Source organism: Massilia consociata (assembly GCF_042432755.1).
GTDB lineage: Bacteria > Pseudomonadota > Gammaproteobacteria > Burkholderiales > Burkholderiaceae_D > Telluria > Telluria consociata.
This window is the reverse complement of sequence record NZ_JBHLWP010000015.1, coordinates 54,054-72,529: the sequence shown is the minus strand read 5'-3', so window position 1 is coordinate 72,529 and position 18,476 is coordinate 54,054. Positions and strand designations below refer to the sequence as shown.

The window sequence follows — 18,476 nt, the reverse complement described above, 5'->3', positions numbered from 1 at the left end:
GCAGATCTCGCTCACCGATCCAGACGCGCGCTCGATGATGACGCGGGGTTCAGGCATCGTGGGCTATAACGTGCACACCGCGGTCGACGCCAAACACCATTTGATCGTCGAGCACGAGGTTACCAATAACGGCAGCGACCGTGACCAGTTATCGAGCATGGCCAGGAAGGCCCGCACAGCAATCGGTACGACGACGTTGACGGCGATTGCCGACCGCGGTTACTTCAAGGGCGAGGAAATCCTGGCCTGTCATGAGGCAGGCATTCGTGCCTTGGTGCCGCCTACAAAAACCTCCGGAGCCAAGGCCGACGGCCGGTTCGATAAGGCCGACTTCATCTACGATCCCGAAAAGAACGAATACCGCTGCCCGGCTGGCGAAGCCTTGATATGGCGCTTTGCCAGCGTCGAGAAAGGCATGAAGAATCACCGCTACTGGAGCTCGAACTGCAACGGTTGTCCGCTCAAGGACAAGTGCACGCCGAGCGCAGAGCGGCGTGTAACGCGCTGGGAACATCAGGACGTGCTGGACGACATGCAGGCGCGTCTTGAGCACACGCCCGACGCCATGCGCATCCGACGTTCGACTGTCGAGCATCCCTTTGCTACGATCAAGGCATGGATGGGATCCACGCATTTTCTAACGAAGGGCCTGGGGCGCGTGAAGGTCGAAATGAGCTTGCACGTGCTCGCCTACAATTTCAGTCGTTTGCTCACACTGCTCGGCATGCAGGGCATGCTGGCAGCGATTAGGGCGTATGCCCGTTTTGGGGCGCAAAACGGCTTGTTTAGAGCGCTTCTTTTGCTGGTATTGCCGAGGTCAAGAAAACAGGATGGCCAGGGCTGCAGCGCTTCTTTATGCTTCTAAACGTGCTGTGAGCCGTACAATTCGGCTTCAGATCCAGTTCATGAGTTTTTACACAGGCTGGGTCGGAAGCGGACGTACGCGCGCCCAGTCGAGGCACTAACATGACGTCCGTGTTTGTAGACGGACTGATGCCATGGCCCGAGCACTTCTTCCTGAAGACCTGTGGTCGCTTATAGCAGCTGATCTTCCGGCCCATCGCCGATCGCCCAAAGGTGGCCGTCCACGTATCGATGACCGCGCGGCCCTGACAGGGATCCTCTTTGTCCTCAAGACTGGAATACCGTGGGAGTACTTGCCGCGCGAACTCGGCTGCGGCAGTGGTATGACATGCTGGCGTCGGCTTCACGAATGGATGCTAGCTGGCGTCTGGCAGCGTATTCACGAGACGATTCTGCGACGGCTCCGCGAACACGACCAGATCATGTGGGATCGAGCTAGCGTTGACGCTGCAAGCGTACCGGCGCCTGCCGGCGGCGAGCACACAGGCCGAAACCCTACCGATCGCGGCAAACTCGGCTGTAAACACCATTTACTGGTCGACGAGCGTGGGCTTCCATTGGTAGCCCAGATCTCGGGTGCGCAGGTACACGACTCGCGTTTCCTCATCCCGTTGGTAGAGTCCGTCCCGGCAGTTAAAGGGCTGGCAGGCCGTGCCCGCAAACGCCCAGGTAAGCTGCATGCCGATCGAGCCTATGCCTCGAGAGCCCATCGGGCTTGGCTGCGCCGTCGGGGAATCGCAGCTCGGATTGCGCGCTACGGCGTGGAGTCACGCGAACGGCTCGGCAGATGGCGGTGGGTTGTCGAGCGTACCCTGGGTTGGCTACACCGCTTTCGCAGATTACGCATACGACATGAGCGGCGAGCAGACATTCACCAGGCGTTCCTTTCACTTGCCTGTTCGCTCATCTGTTGGCGGTATGTCGAACGGTTTTGTTAGGCGCTCTTAGTATCTGCAGCGACGGTCATCACGGTCAATCCTGTCGAGGCGCTTTCAGGAAAGAATCACAAAACTGAGCATATCGCGCCCCTGGCGGCGGGATGCCCCGGACTCCGGCGGGCATGCGCATGTTTCCAAGCGCCGCACGCTGCTATAATCTGGCGACATTACAAGGTGTCCACTTGCGCCGCATCGTCCACATCCTCCTGCTGCTCTGCCTGCCCCTGTATGGCTTCGCCATGCAAGGCGGCGCCCAGCACGCCTACGGTGTGGCCACGCTCGCGCACCTGCTCGAACACGAGGAGGGCGTACAGCACCACCACGACGACGACGGCTCGGTCCACTACGACGATTCCGAGGCCTCGCGCGACCATGCGCAGGATCATTCGTCCTGTGCGCAACCTGCCACCTGCAGCTTCCAGCCCCGCACCGTGCCACCCGAACAGCTGGTGACGCGCGTGCCGGTCCATCCGGAGCAGCCGGCGCCGGAACCCTACCTGGACGGACGGCGAAAACCGCCCCGCCATGCCCTCGGCCACGCTGCCGGGGGACTGCCGCACACCTGACCGAAACAACATGGCGCGACCTGTCGCGCCGGTGCGCCCGCCCTCGGTGATTGTCAATGTCACCCGATGGAGAACACATGCGCACCTGCCGCCTGTCCCTTTACGCTATCGGCGCCGTCCTCGCCCTGCCATGCTGGGCCGTGGCTGCGCCGCCCACGCTCAAGCAGGCGTTTGATGCTGCCTGGCAGCGCGCACCGGGCGCCCGCACGGCCGAGGCGCGCCAGGACGAGGCGCTTGCCGCGCGCGCCAATGCCGCTTCCTGGCTCGCCGCGAACCCGACGCTCGGCCTGTCGCAGCGCGCCGACCACGGCGCATCGGAGCGCGACCAGCGCGAGTCCGAACTGTCGGTCTCGACCCCGGTCTGGCTGCCGGGCCAGAAATCCGCGCGCGAAGCGCTGGCCGCGCGCAGTAGCGAGGAAGCCGAGGCGCACCTCAAGGCCACCCGGCTTGCGGTGGCCGGGCTGGTCCGCACCCGGATCTGGGAAGCGGCCACCGCCCAGGTCACGCTCGAGGAAAAGCAGGACCATCTGCACCATCTCGAAGGATTCGCCGACGAGGTCCAGCGTCGCGTCAAGGCCGGCGAACTGGCCCGCAGCGACGGGCTGCTCGCGCAGCAGGAGGTGCACGCCGCCGAGATCGAGGTGCTGGAGGCCCGCACCGCCGCCGCCGAAGCGCTGAGCCGCTACCACGCGCTCACCGGCCTGCCCGAACTGCCGCCGCTGGAACCCGAGCCCTTGCAGGAGAGCGATGCCCCGGCCAATGCGCGCCTGCTGGCGGCCCGGGCCAGCGAGCAGCGTGCCCGCGCCGCCCTGCGCCTGGCCGAAGCCAGCCGCGCCGCGCCGCCGAGCATCGACCTGTCGATGCGCCGCGAAGACGAACGGCTGCTGCGCGAGCCGGCGCGCAGCATCGGCATCGCGGTGCAGATCCCGCTCGGCAGCGCCGCGCGCAACCGCAGCGTCGAAGCGCAGGCGCAGACGGCGATCGCAACCGCTGCCGCGGAGGCGCTCGAGGCGCATGCGCATGCGGGGGCGGAGCTCGACATGGCGCGTGCACGCTTGGCCAATGCGCGCAGCGCCCTGGTGGCCGCAAGGGCGCGCGCGACGGCGCTGCACGAACACACGGCCCTGTACGAGAAAGCTTTCCGCCAGGGCGAACGCGGCCTGGCCGACCTGCTGCGCTCGCGCGCCCTGACCCACGAGGCCGACGTCGCCGTGGCGCGCCAGCACGCCGCGCTCGGGCTCGCCCACGCACAACTCAACCAAGCATCAGGAATCCTTCCATGAAACTCCTTCCCCTGCTGCTGGCCGCGATGCTCTGCATGGCGCCGGCACTGGCCGGCCCCGGCGCGCACGGACCGAACGGCGAGCACCTCGATGGCCCGGCCGCCACCGGCGGAACCGGCGTGCCCTACCTCGAAACCTTCACCGAATCCTTCGAGCTGGTCGGCCGGCTGTCCGGCGGCGAACTGTCGATCATGGTCGACCGCTACGAGACCAACGAACCGGTGCTGGGCGCCGATCTCGCAGTCCAGTACAAGAACCTGAAGGCCAGGGCGACCTTCCACGCCGACATGGGCGACTACGCCGTCGACGATCCGAAGCTGCTGGCCGCGATCTCGCAGCCGGGCGCGCATGCGCTGTCGTTCACCCTCGTCGCAGGCGAGGAGAGCGGCCGGCTCGAAGGGACCTTGCAGGTCGCCGAGCCGGCGCACGACCACGACCACGATGACCACGATGACCACCGGGCCGGCACGCGCTGGCTGCTGGCGGCCGTCGCGGCCGCCGTCGTCATCGCCGCGGCGTTCCTGGTGCGCCGCCTGCGTCAACGGCAGGGAGCCTGACCATGTTGACGAAACAACGACTGCTGGCGGGCCTGTGTGCCGCCCTCTTCACGACCTCGCCCATTGCCGGCCCGGGCGCCCACGGCCCGAACGGCGAGCACCTCGACGACAAGGCATCCGCCACGGCCGGCGGCCTGGCGCGCCTGCCGGACGGCAGCGTCAACGTGCCGAAGCCGGCGCAGCGCCGCATGGGCGTGCGCACGCTGATGGTGAAGGAAGGCGAGTTCGCCCGCACGGTGGTCCTGAACGGCCGCGCCGCCATCGACCCGAACGCCGGCGGCCGGGTGCAGGCCCCGTTCGCCGGGCAGATCGCGCCCGGCCCGAGCGGCCTGCCCGTCGCCGGCCAGCGCGTGACGAAAGGGCAGGTGCTGGCGCGCCTGCGGCCGCTCGGCAGCGCGATCGAGCGCGGCAACCAGGCGGCGCAGCTGGCCGAGCTGCGCGCCAACCGCGATCTGCTGGTCAAGCGCGTCAAGCGCCTGGAGTCGCTCGAAGGCGTGGTGCCGGCCCGGGAGGTCGAGGCGGCCCGCGCCGAGCTGCTGGCCACCATCGGCCGGGAGCGCGCGGTGGCGCAGTCGGTCGGCGGGATGGAAACCATCGTGGCGCCGGCCAGCGGCGTCATCGCCAGCGCGTCGGTGCTCAATGGCCAGATGGTGGAATCGCGCGAGGTGCTGTTCGAGATCGTCGATCCGCAGCAGATGCTGGTCGAAGCACTGTCCACGGACGCTTCGCTGGCGCGCAGGATCAGCGCGGCGACGCTGCAGGACGTGCCGGATGTCGAGCTGACCCTGCTGGGCGGCGGGCGCAGCCTGCGCGACGGCGCACTGCCGCTCAACTTCCGGGCGCGCGGCGCCACGCTCGACCTTGCGGTCGGCCAGCCGGTGACCGTGCTCGCCAGGCTGGACACGACGGTCAAGGGCATCGCCTTGCCGGCCGCGGCGCTGGCCCGCAACCCGGCCAACGAAACCGTGGTGTGGATCAAGTCCGGCGCGCAGCGCTTCATCGCCCTGCCGGTCGAGGCGACCGCACTCGATGCGCGCACGGTCATCGTGACGAAAGGGCTCAGCCCGGACAACAGGGTCGTCGTCAGCGGCGCCTCCCTGATCAACCAGATCCGCTAGAGGGCGCATGTTCAACTACATTGTGCGTTTCAGCCTGCGCAACCGCCTGTTCGTGCTGGCGGCGGCGCTGCTGCTGATGGTGTACGGGACGACCACGGCCTGGCGTACGCCGGTGGACGTGTTCCCCGACCTGAACAAGCCCGTCGTCACCGTGCTGACCGAAGCGGGCGGCATGGCGCCGGAAGAGGTCGAGCAGCTGGTGTCGTTCCCGGTCGAGACGGCGCTCAACGGCATGCCCGGCGTCACGCGCGTGCGCTCGGTGTCGGGCGTGGGCCTGTCGATCGTGTATGCGGAGTTCGACTGGGGTACGGACGTGTACCGCAACCGCCAGCTCGTGTCCGAACGGATCGCCCTGGTGAGGGAACAGCTGCCCGGGGGCCTGGCTCCGATGATGGGGCCGGTGTCCTCGATCATGGGTGAGATCATGCTCATCGCGCTGCCGATCGACGTGGCGAAAACCGACCCGATGCAGGCGCGCGAGTATGCGGACTTCGTGCTGCGTCCGCGCCTGCTGTCGATTCCCGGCGTGTCGCAGGTGATCCCGATCGGCGGCGAGGTACGGCAATTGCGCGTCGAGCCGGACACGGCGCGCATGGCGCAGCTCGGCGTGTCGCTGGAGCAGGTCACCGGTGCGCTGCGCGGCTTCGCGGCCAACACCAGCGGCGGCTTCATCGACCTGAACAACCGCGAGTACCTGATCCGCAACCTGGGCCGCACCACGCGCCTGGATGACGTGCGCGGCCTGGCGGTCGCTTACCGCAACGGCATGCCGGTCCTGCTCGAACAGGTCGCCGACGTCGCCTTCGCGCCGGCCTTCAAGCGCGGGGACGCCGGCCTGAACGGCAAGCCGGCGGTGATCGTCAGCGTGCAGAAGCAGCCGGCGGGCGACACCGTGCGCCTGACCCGCGACATCGAGCTGGCGCTGGCGGAGCTCAGGCAAGGCCTGCCGGCCGGCATCTCCGCGCCGGTGGTCCTGTTCCGGCAGGCGAACTTCATCGACAACTCGATCGGCAACGTGGTCGAGGCCCTGCGCGACGGCGCCATCCTGGTGGCCATCGTGTTGTTCGCCTTCCTGCTCAGCGTGCGCACGACCCTGATTTCGCTGGTGGCCATCCCGCTGTCGCTGGCGATCACCGCGCTCGTCTTCCACCTGCTCGGCCAGTCGATCAACGTGATGACGCTGGGCGGCCTGGCGATCGCCGTGGGCGAACTGGTGGACGATGCGGTGGTGGACGTCGAGAACATCCTGCGGCGCCTGAAAGAGCGCGCCGAAAGCGGGCAGGCGGTGCTGGAAGTGATCTGGCGCGCATCGGTCGAGGTGCGCTCGGCCATCGTGTACGCCACCGCGATCGTGGTGCTGGTATTCATGCCGCTGTTCGCCTTGCCCGGCATCGAGGGACGCCTGTTCGCGCCGCTGGGCATCGCGTACATCGTCTCCATCCTGGCCTCGCTGCTGGTGTCGATGACCGTCACGCCGGTGCTGGCCTACTACCTGCTGCCGCGCATGAAGGAGCTGCACCGCGGCGATAGCCCGATCGTGCGCCGGCTCAAGTCCTGGGAGGCGCGGGCGCTGGCCTGGTCCTTCCCGCGCATCCGCGGCGTGCTGGCCGCGGCGCTGGTCGTGGTGGTGGCCGCAGCGGCATCGGTGCCGTTCTTTCCGCGCGCCTTCCTGCCAAGCTTTAACGAAGGCTCGCTGGTGATGGGCGTGACTTTCACGCCCGGCACCTCGCTCGCGGAAGCGAACCGCATGGGCGCGCTGGCCGAGACACTGGTCGCGCAGGTGCCCGAAGTGACCAAGGTCGGGCGCCGCACCGGCCGCGCCGAGCTGGACGAGCATGCCGAAGGCGTGCACTCGTCCGAGCTCGACATCGACCTGAAACCGTCCGGTCGCAGCCGCGAGGAGGTCATGGCGAGCATCCGCAACCAGCTGTCCGTGATCCCGGCATCGGTGGCGATCGGCCAGCCGATCTCGCACCGGCTCGACCACCTGCTGTCCGGCGTGCGGGCGCAGGTGGCGGTGAAGATCTACGGCGACGACCTCGATACCTTGCGCGGCCTGGCCGACGCTCTCCAGGGGCGCCTGGCCGGCGTGCCGGGACTGGTCGACCTGTCGGTGGAGCGCCAGGTCCTGATCCCGCAAGTGAAGGTGCGGGTCGACTACCGCAAGGCGGCCCAGCATGGCCTGGCCGCGGGCGACGTGCTGCAGGCGCTGCAGGCCCTGTCGGAAGGCACGCGCGTGACCCAGGTGATCGACGGCGCGCGCCGCTTCGACCTGGTGCTGCGCCTGCTTGACGCCGACCGCTCGCCGCAGGACCTGGGGCGCGTCATGCTCGCCAGCCCGGCCGGCCCGGTCCCGCTGTCGTCGGTTGCCACGGTGGAGGAGGGCGACGGCCCGAACCAGATCGGCCGCGAGAACGGCCGCCGCCGCATCGTGGTGTACGCGAACACCGACGGCTCGAACATGTCGCGCATCATCGACGACGTGCGCCAGACCGTGGCCGCGACCCGGCTGCCCGGCGGTTACTTCGTGAGCATCGAGGGCCAGTTCCAGGCCCAGGAGCAGGCGCAGCGGCTGATCGCCGGACTGTCGCTGGCTTCGCTCGTCCTGATTTTCCTGGTGCTGTATTCGCGCTACCGCTCGTCGGCCCTTGCGCTCGTCATCATGGGGAATATCCCGTTCGCGCTGGTGGGCAGCGTGGCGGCCATGTGGATCGCCGGTGTGTCGCTGTCGGTGGCCTCGATGGTCGGCTTCATCACCCTGGCCGGCATCGCGACGCGCAACGGCATCCTCAAGATCAGCCACTACATCAACCTGTGCAAGTTCGAGGGCGAAACCTTTGGATGGCCGATGATCGTGCGCGGCTCGCTCGAGCGCCTGACGCCCGTCTTGATGACGGCGCTGGTCGCGGCCTTCGCCCTGACCCCGCTGCTGCTGGCGGCCGACGCGCCCGGCAAGGAAATCCTGCATCCGGTCGCCGTCGTCATTTTTGGTGGCCTGGTCAGTTCCACGCTGCTCGATTCGCTGCTCACGCCGCTCATCTTCTGGAAGGTCGGGCGCCGTCCGCTGGAGCGGCTGCTGGCGGAGAAAGATGGCGAAGCATATTGATTGCCATGGGCCGGGTGGCGGGGGCCTTTTCAGTCCGCCAGGTATTGTTGGATCCGTTTCGGATGGACGGGCAGGGGCGTTGCCGCTATGATCACGCCGTTTTCCTTGTTGAAGCGTCAACCATGCAGCTTGCCAGCCCATTCTCCGTGTTCCTGTCCGCCGATCGCCGCATGCGCTGGCCTGTCCTTGCCGGGGCTTTCGCCCTGCTCGCGCTGGCCCTGATGGCCTGGCGCTGGGGCGGAACGGTCATGGATTCGCAGGCGTATTACGATACCGCGCGCTACCTGCGCGGCGAGATTCCCGCCAGCCAGCTGGTCGCGCCGTTCCCGTACCGGCTGCTGGTGCCGGCCATCGCGGCGATCATCCCGGGCGACCTGCGCAACGGCTTTGCAGCGCTGAACTGGGTGCTGGTCACGAGCGCAGCCTGCCTGATGTCGGCCGCCGTGCTGCGTGCCGGCCTCGGCCACCGGCGCGCCATCGCGGCCGGCCTCCTGATGATCGTTTCGTTGCCGACCTTCTGGTATGCGCCTTACCTGCTGGTGGACCCGGGCTCGGTTGCCGCACGCGCCGCCTTCGTGCTGGCGGTGCTGGCGGGCCAGCCGTGGCTTGCCGCGCTGGCAGGGCTGGTCGGGACCGCGGTGCGCGAAGAAAACATCCTGCTGCTCGTGTGGCTGGTCGCCATGCGCAGGATCGCCATCGTTCCCGGACTGGCTTTCCTTGCCGCCGCCGGCGCCTGGACCGTCGCCGTGCGCTGGTGGCTGATCACCGGACTGCCGGGCTACACCTGGGAGCCGAGCTGGTGGACCGTCAACCATGCACTGCGCGACGTCCGTTCGCTGCTGTCGATTGCCGGCACCGCCTTCCTGGTCGTGCCGCTGGCCGTGCTGGGCTGGCGCGCCGCGCCGCGCGCGCTGCGCAGCCTGGGGAGCCTGCTGTTCCTGATGGCCCTGCCGCCGCTGTACGCCGCGCTGTGCGTGCGCGTGGACGGCCGCATGATCTGGGGCCTGTATCCTTTCCTCGTGCCGATTGCCGTCTGCGTCGGCCTGCACCGCCCTCAGGCGGAGGGCGCGAAGCCGCATCGATGAACTTCCCTTGAAAGCAGTTTCGCCCGATGCCTTCCTGCTTGATATGAGCTTCATTTTTTGTTAATATTTTTTGCGAAGTGGGCATAGGAGTGCAGGAGAGTGGATCATGTTTGCCGCAACGGTTTCAGATTTTGTTGTGACATTCTTTTCCAAATTACTCTACGGTTCAATTCCGTCATGCATGGAGGTGCTTATGGTGAAATTCAAGTCTGCGGTCGAATGCTTGGTGCGTAAGTCAAACTCAGTTTTGTCTCATCTGGCAACTAAAACCGCTCTCCTTGCGCTGGGACTCTGGTGTCTTCCCCTGCAGCCCTATGCCCGCTTCTGTACCGCCAGCAGTCATCGCGACATGTCATAGTGCAGATGTTGCTATCAGCATGCTGCTCTTCTTCAGTTTTTCATACCTACCCTGACGTGCCTGATTCCATTGCCGAATTAACGGCCGATATGGCCGTGCCATGGTACGGCGATGGTTGTGTTACCGGGCGCATTCGGCGTATAGTCTCTTACCATTACTTTCATCCGTTGTCGGCTATACAAGCTCAACCATGAACCCACCAAGCTTCACGTCGCCACGCACCAGTGCCTGCCAGCAGGGCAGGGGCTTTGCCGCGTCCGTGGAGCGTGATTGCGCCGCCGTTTCCCGAGCGGTGCAGCAGTCGTCCCGCAACCTCGCCTGGCTCGTCCGGGCTCGGTGAGGATCAGCTGCACCCTGTTGTTCCGTCCTCCCGAGCCGCCTCCGCACCCGACCACCCGGCCGCTTTCGCGCGGCCGATACCGTGACAACGAACGCGCCCGCTTTCCATTTTCCGCTTTCGGCTGATTTGCGGGCAACATTCAGGAGTGAACAATGAAACCGACCATCCTCGTGTCCTGGCTGGACATGGACCGCCTCGACCGCATGCTCGATTCCGTGCCGGCATCGCAGCTCGCCGCGCGTGACGCGCTGCTCGACGAACTGGGCCGCGCCTCGCTGGCCGAGCCGTGGGAAATGCCGCCCGACGTGGTGACCATGAACTCGCGCGTGCGTTTTTCCTTCGACGGTTCCGAAGAAGAAGTCTTGATGACGCTGACCTACCCGAAGGACATGACCGGCGACCCCGAGCAACTGTCGATCATGACCCCGGTCGGCACCGCGCTGCTCGGCGTCAAGGTGGGCGACACGATCAGCTGGGCGCGGCCGGACGGCGCGATGTTCGAGCTCACCGTGCGCGGCATCGAGTACCAGCCGGAACGCGACGGGCAGTACCACCGCTAAGTCCCACCGTCCGAAAGTGGTGGCGAGTGCCAGGATTCAGATGCACTTGCCCCGCAGTTTCGCAATCGGGACGAAGGGCAGGGCCAGGATGCCGCTCAGGAAGAACGTGGGCTGGCGCTTCAGTCCCTCGCTGTGCAGGCAGTCGGGCACCTTCGCTTCCTTGAATTCCTGCGCAAATTTCTTGTACATGGCGCCTTCCAGCGTCGGGGTGTCGCCCACCAGCGGCGCGTCCTTCGTTTCCGCGAGCGTTGCCCGCACGGCATCCCGGATGGCCTTGTCGCGCAGCTCGACGCGCGGTGCGCTCGCCTGCGGTGCGGGGGCATCCGCCCATGCGGCGGCCGCCGCCAGCCCGGCCAGCAGGCCGAGGACGGGGCGGGCGGCGTTCACCGGCATTTCCCGCGCACCACCGCCGCAGCCCAGAACGGCAGGGCGGCCAGGCCGCCGAGCACGATCGGCCCGATCCGGGCCGGCTGGTGGCGCAGCGCGTCCGGGCCCAGGCAGCCAGGTAGCTTCGCTTCGTCCACCCGGCGCGAGAATTCGCGATACGGTTCCGCGCCCAATGCCTGCCCCGTGTTGCGCGACAAGGCCGGCTGCTCGGCCAGGGTGTCGCGCACGGCCTGTTCGATCACCTCGTCCGTCAGGCGCGCGCGCAGGGGCAGGGCATCCGGCGTCGCAGCCTGCACGGGTGTTTGCGCCGGTGCGCGCGGCGCCGGCTGGGCCGCGAAGGATGGCGGCAAAGGACAGGCGGCGATGCAGGCAAGGGCGGGATAGGCGAATCGGTTCATCGGCGGATACGGAGATGGCGGCACTGGCAAATGTACAGCAGTTGCATTATCGTTAGCAGGTTTGGACACTTAACATTCCCTTAACACCGCATTTCATGCGGACTGCATTTTCCCGCCATCGAAAGAGACCATGACGCGCTTGTCTGTTCACTCCTTTGCCCACCTGCTGGCCGCCGCTTTCCTTTTCCTGAACCTGGGCGGCGTCGCCCACGCCGACACCGACGCCGCCTTCACCAAGCAGGTCAATGCCTTCGTCGACGAATGGCACGACGACGCCGCCAACGCGCGCATGGCCTACTTCGACAAGATCGCCAAAGACGGCGTGTACATCGGCACCGACCGCACCGAACTGTGGCGTCGCGACGAGTTCAAGGCCTGGGCCAAGAAATACTTCGACCGGAAATCCGCGTGGAGCTTCAAGGCTACCCGCCGTAACGTATACGCATCCGGCGACAAGTCGCTGATCTGGTTCGACGAGCTGCTCGACACGCCGAACATGGGTCCGTGCATGGCGAGCGGCGTGATCCGCAAGACGGCGAAGGGTTTCGAGATCGTGCATTACCAGCTGTCGATGGCGGTGCCGAACGAGGTGGCGGACAAGGTCACCAGGCTGATCGCCGAGCACGAGAAAGCTGGCAAGTAATTCGCAGGCGTATGCAGGCGTATCATTAGCGGATGAAGCAACTGAATCAATCCTACATCGGCCGGTTCGCGCCGTCGCCGACCGGGCCGCTGCATGCGGGCTCGCTAGTGGCGGCGCTGGCCAGCTACCTCGACGCCAGGGCGCACCACGGGACCTGGCTGGTGCGCATCGAAGACATCGACGAGGGCCGCAGCGTGCCGGGCGCTGCGGAAGGCATCCTGGCGCTGCTCGATGCGCTCGGCATGCATGCCGACGGCGAAGTCGTCTGGCAGAGCAGCCGCAAGCACCTGTACCAGGCGGCTGCCGACCGTATCGCCGCGCATACCTATCCATGCGGCTGCAACCGGCGCGAGATCGCCGATTCGCGTCTCGGCGTCGCGCCCGACGGCGCGGCGATCTATCCCGGCACCTGCCGCCATGGCCTGCGCGAGGGACGCAGCATGCGCAGCCTGCGCCTGCGCGTGCCGGAACCGGGCTACGACGTGATCGGTTTCCATGACCGTTTCGCGGGCGAGGTGACGCAGCGCCTGAACGGTGAGTCCGGCGACTTCGTCCTGAAACGCGCCGACGGCTTCTGGGCCTACCAGCTGGCGGTGGTGGTGGACGACGCGGAGCAGGGCGTGACCGACGTCGTGCGTGGCGCTGACCTGCTCGATTCGACGCCGCGCCAGATCTTCCTGCAGCGGGTGCTCGGGGTGCCGACGCCGCGCTACCTGCACGTGCCGGTGGTGCGCAACGAGAACGGAGAGAAGCTGTCGAAGCAGACCGGCGCGCTGGCGGTGGCGCCGGGTGACGTGCAGTCCGACGACACTGCGGCGGTGGCCGCGCTGCTGCAGGCGGCCAGGTTCCTCGGGCTGCCGCTGGAGCAGGCGGCATCGCTGGACGCCTTCTGGCGCGCCGCGATACCGGCCTGGAGCCGGCTGCTGGCTGCCCGCGAGGGCGCCGGGCGCGGCTGACCCGTCACCTGACCGGGCTGGGACGGCGGCGCGACATGACGGCCAGTCCTGCGAGGCCGGCGGCCAGCATCCCCCACGTTGCCGGTTCCGGAATCGGCGCGGCCACGGCGAAGCCGCGGATCTCGCCGTTCGGATACTGGAGCGTGTGGATGTTGAGGTAGGCCTGGTTGCCGTTCATGGCGTCGAGCAGGGCCGCGCTGGCCGAGGCCGGCGTGCCGCCGAACGATGCCAGGAAGACCGGGTCGTACACGGCGGGGTCGGACAGGTCGAAGGTGCGGGTGTACTCGCCGGCCGTGACCTGCAGCGGGAAGTCCGGGAACACGACGGCCACCGGCGCCACACCGGTGAAGGCTTCGGTCGTGCAGCAATGGATGTGGGCGCCGATCGTGCCGCTCGTCAGGTCGCGGAACGGCACTTCGACCCGCAGCAGGGAACTGTCGACCTCGAACGTGGCGACGCTCGATCCGGGAGAGCCGTTGGGCGGCTGCTCGGCCGCGCCGGTGGCGGTGGCGCGGAAGATGTCCTCGGCCTGGGCCGAGGGGGCAAGCGTCAACGCCGATGTGGCCAGCGCAAGCGCGGTCAGTACTTTTTTCATGGCATACCTCCTGATTAGGAAAGAGTGCAAGCGGCACGCCCGACCTGGGCGTACTGATGAAAAAAGTAGCGCATCAATTCTGCACCGTCCACACCGTACGGCGGCTCAAAGTACCTTTGGAATGTGTCCTTCAGAACTAACGTGGACTGTTACTGCGGATTGCGCAGGATGGTGATGCCGCCGTCCGCTTCCAGGAAGGCGCACTTCATTTCCGGGCGCGGGCAGTCGTGCTCGCGCAGGGCTTCCTCGATGTCGCTCTGGGACAGCTTGCAGCGCCGGGTCACGTCGTCGAAGAAGACGCCGTCGCGTCCGATCAGGACCGCGCGCCCGTCGACGAGGTGCTCGAATCTGGTGTTGCGCACCGCTACGACCGCAATCAGGGACTTGAGCGCGACCAGGGTCGCCGCCACGATCAGGCCGCCCGCCAGCGATTCGTCACCTCCGGTGAGTCCGCTCGAGACGGCTTCGGACAGCAGCATCACGATCAGGAGATCGAAAGGCGTGAACTGCCCGACCGTGCGCCGTCCGGAGACCCGGACCATGACCAGCAGGGCGATGTAGATGATGACTCCGCGTACGACGAATTCCCACCAGGGAAGCTCCATATCGAACATATGACCTCCGCGCGCATGACACCGTTGAGCCAATTGTAATCAATCTGCCAACGCAGCGGCTTCAAGCGTGCGGATGCCCGGGCGGGCTTTTTTCCTGCCGCGCCTGCTCCGCTTCCCATGCGGCCAGCGCCTGCTCGTAGCGCTCGAGCGCCGCTTCGTAGAGGTCGAACACGCAGGGCGTGCAGCCGCTGCGGCAGCAGTCCTCGAGTTCGGGCTGCACCGGGGGCACGGGGCGTGGGCGGGGGATGGTCATTGCGCGTGTCCGGTCGTCACGTTCGGTTATCCCGCCCGTTTATCGCGATCCAGGATCTGCTCGCCGCCCAGCAGGCCCTTGGCATGCATCATCTGCGGCAGGCGCAGCATTTCCAGTTCGGACGGGGTGGGCATGGCGGGAACGTCGGGCGTGCTCATGGACCTAGAATAATTGATCCAGACCGGCAAGTCGAGCCGCTCCCGCCGTCGCCGGGAGCATGCCGATTAAGCGCCGCTGATCGGGCGCGCAAAAAGATAAGCGCAGCTTAATCTTCGCGACGATAGTGACGCAGCCGGAAGAGCGGTTCGGCCTGGCCTGTCACGCGCTCGCACACGCCGGTCAGCGTTTCGCCCTGGCGCAGCACATGGGTGACGCGCGTGCCGTCCGGCTTGCCTGCACAGGCTGCGTGCGCCTGCGCGGGCACCTCGGGCAGCGCCACCGCCGGCGGGGCGGGGGGCGCCGGTGGCCGCGGCATCGACGGCAAGGCGGGCGGGGCCGGCGGTGCGGATGGTGCGATCGATGCGTGGCGCTCGTGGAACGGCGCCGGCGGCGCGGGGGATGCGGGTGGCGCCGGTGGTGCCGGTGGTGCCGGTGGCGCGGGCGGCGGCGGGCAGTCGCCGCGCGCGCTCGTTTCGCATCGGTAGTGCACGCCGGCCTGCGCGGTCCCGGCGCCAAGGCCCGGCAGGGCAAGGTTGGCCAGCAGCGTGGCCAGCGCCAGCGTTGCGGCGCGTGTGGTCGTCTTCATGGTTTTCTCCTCCTGGCAGCGGCCCGCCTGCGGAAAGGGCGGGCCATGGGTGCATCCTGCATGCCAAATGTGGAGAAAACGTGGAGTCGGGCCAGGGCTAGATATCGCAGCGGTAGCCCACCCCGTAGATCGAACGGATCGCTTCCAGTCCCGGTGCGGCCGCCTCGATCTTGCGGCGCAGGTTCTTGATGTGGCTGTCGATGGCGCGGTCGGTCGCGTCCAGGCTGTCGGCGCGCGCCGCATCGAGCAGTTGCGCGCGCGAGAACACCTGGCCCGGCCGGCGCGCCAGCGCCGCCAGGATGGCGAATTCGCTCGGGGTCAGGTCGAGCAGGCGGCCGTGGATGCTGGCGCGCCGCGCCGCGCCGTCGACCGCGAGCGCGCGCACCGGCAGCGGCGGGCCGGCACGGCGCAGGATGGCCTTGATGCGCGCCATCAGTTCGCGCGGGCTGAACGGCTTGCACAAGTAGTCGTCGGCGCCCAGCTCGAGCCCCAGCAGGCGGTCGATTTCCTCGACCCGCGCCGTGACCATCACCACCGGCACCGCGCTGAAGCTGCGCAGTTCGCGGCACACCGAGAGGCCGTCCAGGCCGGGCAGCATCAGGTCGAGCACCACCAGTGCAGGCGGATCGGCGCGGATCGCTTCGAGCGCCCGGACGCCGTCGCCGAAGACGCTCGGCACGTAGCCGGCGGCGCGGGCGTAATCGGCCACCAGCGCGGCCAGCTCCGGCTCGTCCTCGACGATGAAGATGGATGGGCTCATGTGCGTTCTCCTGCCAGCGGCAGCGTGATGGTCACGCGCAGGCCACCCAGCGGCGAATGCGCGAAGGCGAGGGCGCCGCCCTGTGCGTCGAGGATGCGGCGGCACAGCGCGAGCCCGAGGCCGGCGCCCCCGTGGGCGCGGCTGCGCGACGCATCCACGCGGTAGAAACGCTCGGACAGGCGCGCCAGGGCTTCTTCCGGCACGCCCGGCGCGCTGTCGTCGATGACGAGGTGCAGCTGCTGCGTATCGGCATGCGCGTGCAGCGCGATGCGGCCGCCCGGCGCTGTGTAGCGCAGGCTGTTCTCGAACAGGTTGTCGAGCACCTGGCGCAGGCGGTCGGCATCGCCCAGGACCATGCGCTGCCGCGGCGCCGGGCCGAGTTCGAGCGCCAGCCCGGCCGCCTGCAGGCGCGCGCCGGCGGCCTGCGCGTGGGCGGCGGCAAGCTGCCACAGGTCGAGCGGCGCCGTCCTGCATTCCAGGGCGCCCACGTCGGCGCGGGCCAGCGCATACAGTTCGTCGATCAGCTTGTTCAGCGCCAGCACCTGGCGGTGCATGGCGTCGATCGTGTCGGGGGTGGCGCTGCGCACGCCGTCCTGCAGCGCCTCGAGCTGCGCGCGCAGCACCGCCAGCGGCGTGCGCAGCTCGTGCGAGGTGTCGGCGACCCACTGGCGGCGCGCATCCTCGGCGCTTTCCAGCTGCCGGGCCAGGGCATTGAAGTGGCGCGCCAGGTCGCCCAGTTCGTCGCTGCGCGTGGCCGGGAGGCGCACGTCGTAGCGCCCCCCCGCCAGTGCCGCGGCGCCGTCCGCCAGGCGCCCGATCGGCAGGCGGAAGTGGCGCGCCAGCAGCACGGCGGCCAGCGCGCTCAGGACGACGGCGGCCGCGACGATCAGCCACAGGCTGCTGTGCAGCCCGCCGAGGAAGGCCAGGGCCATGGCGTCGCTGGGCCGGGAACTGGGCAGGACGCCGAGGAAGCCGACGGTGCGGCCGTCCACGGCAAGGGGACGGTCGACCAGCGGCAGCATGCCGGGAACGCGGCCGGCAAGGTAGCGGCGCCCGGCATCGAGCAGGGTGACGCGCTGGTGCAGGTCGTGGGCCACCCCGTCGGCAGGCGCGGCATCGACGCGCGGAGCGGGCAGCGGCATTGCCGGCGGAGCCGGTGGTGCCGGTGGTGCAGACGGGACCGGCGGTACGGGCGGCACGGCGGAGATGGCGGTGCTAAGGGCAGCGGGCGCGGCGGGCGCGAGGGCCGCCTTGGCCGGTGCCGCCCTGGCTGCCGGCGCCGGTGGCGCGGGCGGGGCCGGCACGGCCATCCTGCGCTGTTCGCGTTCGTCCTGCAGGCGCGCCAGTTCGGCGGCGATCCAGCCGTGCCGCGCGTCGCCCTCCGGCAGGAAGGTCCAGTCGCCCTGGGCGCGATAGCGCGCCGCGAGCGCCCCGGACAGCTCGTCCAGGCGGTCCAGCTCGATGCCGACGGCATAGTCGCCGAAGCCGGCCAGCACGTTCTCGCGCAGCAGGTACACCGCGCTGGCCACCACCGCCAGGATGGCCAGCAGGACGGAGAAGAACAGCCGGTGGCCGATTGAAATTTTCACCATGTCGGGTCAGCGTCGGACTACATCGATCGAGATAAAACGTTCCATCAAGTGGAAATGAACGTTCATACTATTCTACGCAGTGGCAAAAAGACAAAATATTTAATTGATAATTTCTTTCGATCTGCCAGACAAGCCGCGTGGCTCGCCAAGGCATTATCCTACAGGGGCACTGCCGGTTTTGGGTGGCCTGCCGTGCCCGCCGTGGATAGGATGGGCCTGTCTCAGCCACTTCCGGCTGGTCCTTCAGCAATGAAGAAAGCGATGAACAGGAGGCAACTATGGCATCGAACAACCAAGGCGGCAACCGCGGCGGCAATCAAGGCGGTAACAACCAGAGCGACACCAGCAACCGCGGTTTCGCATCGATGGACCCGCAGCGCCAGCGTGAAATTGCCAGCGAAGGCGGACGTGCAGCCCACGCATCGGGCAATGCCCATGAATTCACTTCGGAAGAAGCGCGCCGTGCCGGCTCGATGAGCCACAAGAACGACGGCAACCAGCAAAGCGGCGGCCAGGGCGGCAACCAGCAGAGCGGCGGCCGCGGCGGCAACCAGGGCGGCGGCAACCAGGCCAGCGGTGGCGTGCAGGGCGGCTCGCCGGAGCAGCATGCCAAGGCAGGCTCGCAGAGCCGCAAGAACGCCAAGGGCTGACCGCCAGGTCGGCTAACCGTCTGCCGGATGATCGTTTTACGTACGCACGACGCGTAGTGAAGCGTGGACCGGCAGGCCGGGCAGGCACCGGCCGCTGGCGCCCCCGGG

Annotated in this window: 21 protein-coding genes and 1 pseudogene; 13 read left to right on the top strand and 9 right to left on the bottom strand. The window is 67.8% G+C overall.

All coding sequences use genetic code 11. The features are described 5' to 3' along the window. From ACFFJK_RS17210 to rnk, 10 genes and pseudogenes are all read left to right on the top strand, one after another. A pseudogene (locus ACFFJK_RS17210) lies at positions 1 to 754 on the top strand (transposase); the annotation flags it as partial. Positions 755 to 998: 244 nt separating this feature from the next. Next, positions 999 to 1,802 carry an IS5 family transposase gene (locus tag ACFFJK_RS17205; RefSeq protein WP_379680749.1) on the top strand — a complete coding sequence of 268 codons (804 nt, stop codon included), beginning with the start codon at positions 999 to 1,001 and terminating at the stop codon, positions 1,800 to 1,802. Between the two features lie 182 nt (positions 1,803 to 1,984). Further along, positions 1,985 to 2,368, top strand: coding sequence for a hypothetical protein (locus ACFFJK_RS17200; RefSeq protein ID WP_379680748.1), 384 nt, complete (start codon positions 1,985 to 1,987; stop codon positions 2,366 to 2,368). Between the two features lie 77 nt (positions 2,369 to 2,445). Further along, entirely contained in the window at positions 2,446 to 3,651 is a 1,206-nt protein-coding gene (locus tag ACFFJK_RS17195; protein WP_379680747.1) for a TolC family protein, read from the top strand. Further along, on the top strand, positions 3,648 to 4,208 hold the full coding sequence (locus ACFFJK_RS17190; RefSeq protein ID WP_379680746.1) for a hypothetical protein: 561 nt from the start codon (positions 3,648 to 3,650) through the stop codon (positions 4,206 to 4,208). The genes ACFFJK_RS17195 and ACFFJK_RS17190 overlap by 4 nt, the downstream gene beginning before the upstream one ends. Positions 4,209 to 4,210: 2 nt before the next feature. After that, entirely contained in the window at positions 4,211 to 5,326 is a 1,116-nt protein-coding gene (locus ACFFJK_RS17185; protein WP_379680745.1) for an efflux RND transporter periplasmic adaptor subunit, read from the top strand. A gap of 7 nt (positions 5,327 to 5,333) precedes the next feature. Continuing rightward, entirely contained in the window at positions 5,334 to 8,432 is a 3,099-nt protein-coding gene (locus ACFFJK_RS17180) for an efflux RND transporter permease subunit (RefSeq protein WP_379680744.1), read from the top strand. 122 nt (positions 8,433 to 8,554) lie between these two features. Further along, positions 8,555 to 9,517, top strand: coding sequence for a hypothetical protein (locus ACFFJK_RS17175; RefSeq protein ID WP_379680743.1), 963 nt, complete (start codon positions 8,555 to 8,557; stop codon positions 9,515 to 9,517). Between the two features lie 106 nt (positions 9,518 to 9,623). Next, complete coding sequence (locus ACFFJK_RS17170; protein ID WP_379680742.1) at positions 9,624 to 9,875, top strand: hypothetical protein; 252 nt, start codon at positions 9,624 to 9,626, stop codon at positions 9,873 to 9,875. A 492-nt stretch (positions 9,876 to 10,367) separates the two neighbouring features. Continuing rightward, positions 10,368 to 10,775: a nucleoside diphosphate kinase regulator gene (gene rnk / locus ACFFJK_RS17165; RefSeq protein WP_379680740.1), complete on the top strand. Its 408-nt coding sequence runs from the start codon at positions 10,368 to 10,370 to the stop codon at positions 10,773 to 10,775. 36 nt (positions 10,776 to 10,811) lie between these two features. On the opposite strand, the gene ACFFJK_RS17160 is transcribed toward rnk, so the two are convergent. After that, complete coding sequence (locus ACFFJK_RS17160; RefSeq protein ID WP_379680739.1) at positions 10,812 to 11,162, bottom strand: hypothetical protein; 351 nt, start codon at positions 11,160 to 11,162, stop codon at positions 10,812 to 10,814. After that, entirely contained in the window at positions 11,159 to 11,560 is a 402-nt protein-coding gene (locus ACFFJK_RS17155) for a hypothetical protein (protein ID WP_379680738.1), read from the bottom strand. Before ACFFJK_RS17155 ends, ACFFJK_RS17160 begins: the two co-directional genes overlap by 4 nt. Before the next feature lie 130 nt (positions 11,561 to 11,690). Here ACFFJK_RS17155 and ACFFJK_RS17150 point away from each other — a divergent pair, with 130 nt between their 5' ends. Continuing rightward, positions 11,691 to 12,203 (top strand): nuclear transport factor 2 family protein, encoded by a 513-nt coding sequence (locus ACFFJK_RS17150; RefSeq protein WP_379680736.1) that lies wholly within the window; start codon positions 11,691 to 11,693, stop codon positions 12,201 to 12,203. Positions 12,204 to 12,235: 32 nt separating this feature from the next. Then, positions 12,236 to 13,159, top strand: coding sequence for a tRNA glutamyl-Q(34) synthetase GluQRS (gene gluQRS, locus ACFFJK_RS17145; RefSeq protein WP_379680735.1), 924 nt, complete (start codon positions 12,236 to 12,238; stop codon positions 13,157 to 13,159). Between the two features lie 4 nt (positions 13,160 to 13,163). On the opposite strand, the gene ACFFJK_RS17140 is transcribed toward gluQRS, so the two are convergent. The 7 genes from ACFFJK_RS17140 to ACFFJK_RS17110 form a co-directional block, all read right to left on the bottom strand. Further along, positions 13,164 to 13,754 (bottom strand): CHRD domain-containing protein, encoded by a 591-nt coding sequence (locus tag ACFFJK_RS17140; protein WP_379680734.1) that lies wholly within the window; start codon positions 13,752 to 13,754, stop codon positions 13,164 to 13,166. Positions 13,755 to 13,903: 149 nt separating this feature from the next. Then, the gene (locus ACFFJK_RS17135; protein ID WP_379680733.1) at positions 13,904 to 14,368 is read right to left on the bottom strand and encodes a DUF421 domain-containing protein; all 465 of its coding nucleotides are present in this window, start codon (positions 14,366 to 14,368) and stop codon (positions 13,904 to 13,906) included. Positions 14,369 to 14,429: 61 nt separating this feature from the next. Next, positions 14,430 to 14,621, bottom strand: a complete 192-nt coding sequence (locus ACFFJK_RS17130; protein WP_379680732.1) for an oxidoreductase-like domain-containing protein — start codon at positions 14,619 to 14,621, stop codon at positions 14,430 to 14,432. Positions 14,622 to 14,647: 26 nt separating this feature from the next. Further along, a complete protein-coding gene (locus ACFFJK_RS17125; RefSeq protein ID WP_379680730.1) occupies positions 14,648 to 14,779 on the bottom strand; it encodes a hypothetical protein in 132 nt (43 codons plus the stop codon). Positions 14,780 to 14,886: 107 nt separating this feature from the next. Next, positions 14,887 to 15,366, bottom strand: coding sequence for a hypothetical protein (locus ACFFJK_RS17120; RefSeq protein ID WP_379680729.1), 480 nt, complete (start codon positions 15,364 to 15,366; stop codon positions 14,887 to 14,889). Between the two features lie 97 nt (positions 15,367 to 15,463). Beyond that, positions 15,464 to 16,126, bottom strand: a complete 663-nt coding sequence (locus tag ACFFJK_RS17115; protein WP_379680728.1) for a response regulator — start codon at positions 16,124 to 16,126, stop codon at positions 15,464 to 15,466. After that, positions 16,123 to 17,718, bottom strand: a complete 1,596-nt coding sequence (locus tag ACFFJK_RS17110) for an ATP-binding protein (RefSeq protein WP_379680726.1) — start codon at positions 17,716 to 17,718, stop codon at positions 16,123 to 16,125. The genes ACFFJK_RS17115 and ACFFJK_RS17110 overlap by 4 nt, the downstream gene beginning before the upstream one ends. A 278-nt stretch (positions 17,719 to 17,996) precedes the next feature. Between ACFFJK_RS17110 and ACFFJK_RS17105 the strand changes: the two genes are divergently transcribed. After that, a complete protein-coding gene (locus tag ACFFJK_RS17105; protein ID WP_379680725.1) occupies positions 17,997 to 18,368 on the top strand; it encodes a KGG domain-containing protein in 372 nt (123 codons plus the stop codon). Positions 18,369 to 18,476 lie beyond the last annotated feature (108 nt).

Coding starts and splice junctions, on each gene's coding strand:
- ACFFJK_RS17205 (WP_379680749.1), top strand. CDS start 999: ATGGCCCGAGCACTTCTTCCTGAAGACCTGTGGTCGCTTATAGCAGCT.
- ACFFJK_RS17195 (WP_379680747.1), top strand. CDS start 2,446: ATGCGCACCTGCCGCCTGTCCCTTTACGCTATCGGCGCCGTCCTCGCC.
- ACFFJK_RS17190 (WP_379680746.1), top strand. CDS start 3,648: ATGAAACTCCTTCCCCTGCTGCTGGCCGCGATGCTCTGCATGGCGCCG.
- ACFFJK_RS17185 (WP_379680745.1), top strand. CDS start 4,211: ATGTTGACGAAACAACGACTGCTGGCGGGCCTGTGTGCCGCCCTCTTC.
- ACFFJK_RS17180 (WP_379680744.1), top strand. CDS start 5,334: ATGTTCAACTACATTGTGCGTTTCAGCCTGCGCAACCGCCTGTTCGTG.
- ACFFJK_RS17175 (WP_379680743.1), top strand. CDS start 8,555: ATGCAGCTTGCCAGCCCATTCTCCGTGTTCCTGTCCGCCGATCGCCGC.
- ACFFJK_RS17170 (WP_379680742.1), top strand. CDS start 9,624: ATGTTTGCCGCAACGGTTTCAGATTTTGTTGTGACATTCTTTTCCAAA.
- rnk (WP_379680740.1), top strand. CDS start 10,368: ATGAAACCGACCATCCTCGTGTCCTGGCTGGACATGGACCGCCTCGAC.
- ACFFJK_RS17155 (WP_379680738.1), bottom strand. CDS start 11,560: ATGAACCGATTCGCCTATCCCGCCCTTGCCTGCATCGCCGCCTGTCCT.
- ACFFJK_RS17150 (WP_379680736.1), top strand. CDS start 11,691: ATGACGCGCTTGTCTGTTCACTCCTTTGCCCACCTGCTGGCCGCCGCT.
- gluQRS (WP_379680735.1), top strand. CDS start 12,236: ATGAAGCAACTGAATCAATCCTACATCGGCCGGTTCGCGCCGTCGCCG.
- ACFFJK_RS17140 (WP_379680734.1), bottom strand. CDS start 13,754: ATGAAAAAAGTACTGACCGCGCTTGCGCTGGCCACATCGGCGTTGACG.
- ACFFJK_RS17135 (WP_379680733.1), bottom strand. CDS start 14,368: ATGTTCGATATGGAGCTTCCCTGGTGGGAATTCGTCGTACGCGGAGTC.
- ACFFJK_RS17130 (WP_379680732.1), bottom strand. CDS start 14,621: ATGACCATCCCCCGCCCACGCCCCGTGCCCCCGGTGCAGCCCGAACTC.
- ACFFJK_RS17125 (WP_379680730.1), bottom strand. CDS start 14,779: ATGAGCACGCCCGACGTTCCCGCCATGCCCACCCCGTCCGAACTGGAA.
- ACFFJK_RS17120 (WP_379680729.1), bottom strand. CDS start 15,366: ATGAAGACGACCACACGCGCCGCAACGCTGGCGCTGGCCACGCTGCTG.
- ACFFJK_RS17115 (WP_379680728.1), bottom strand. CDS start 16,126: ATGAGCCCATCCATCTTCATCGTCGAGGACGAGCCGGAGCTGGCCGCG.
- ACFFJK_RS17110 (WP_379680726.1), bottom strand. CDS start 17,718: ATGGTGAAAATTTCAATCGGCCACCGGCTGTTCTTCTCCGTCCTGCTG.
- ACFFJK_RS17105 (WP_379680725.1), top strand. CDS start 17,997: ATGGCATCGAACAACCAAGGCGGCAACCGCGGCGGCAATCAAGGCGGT.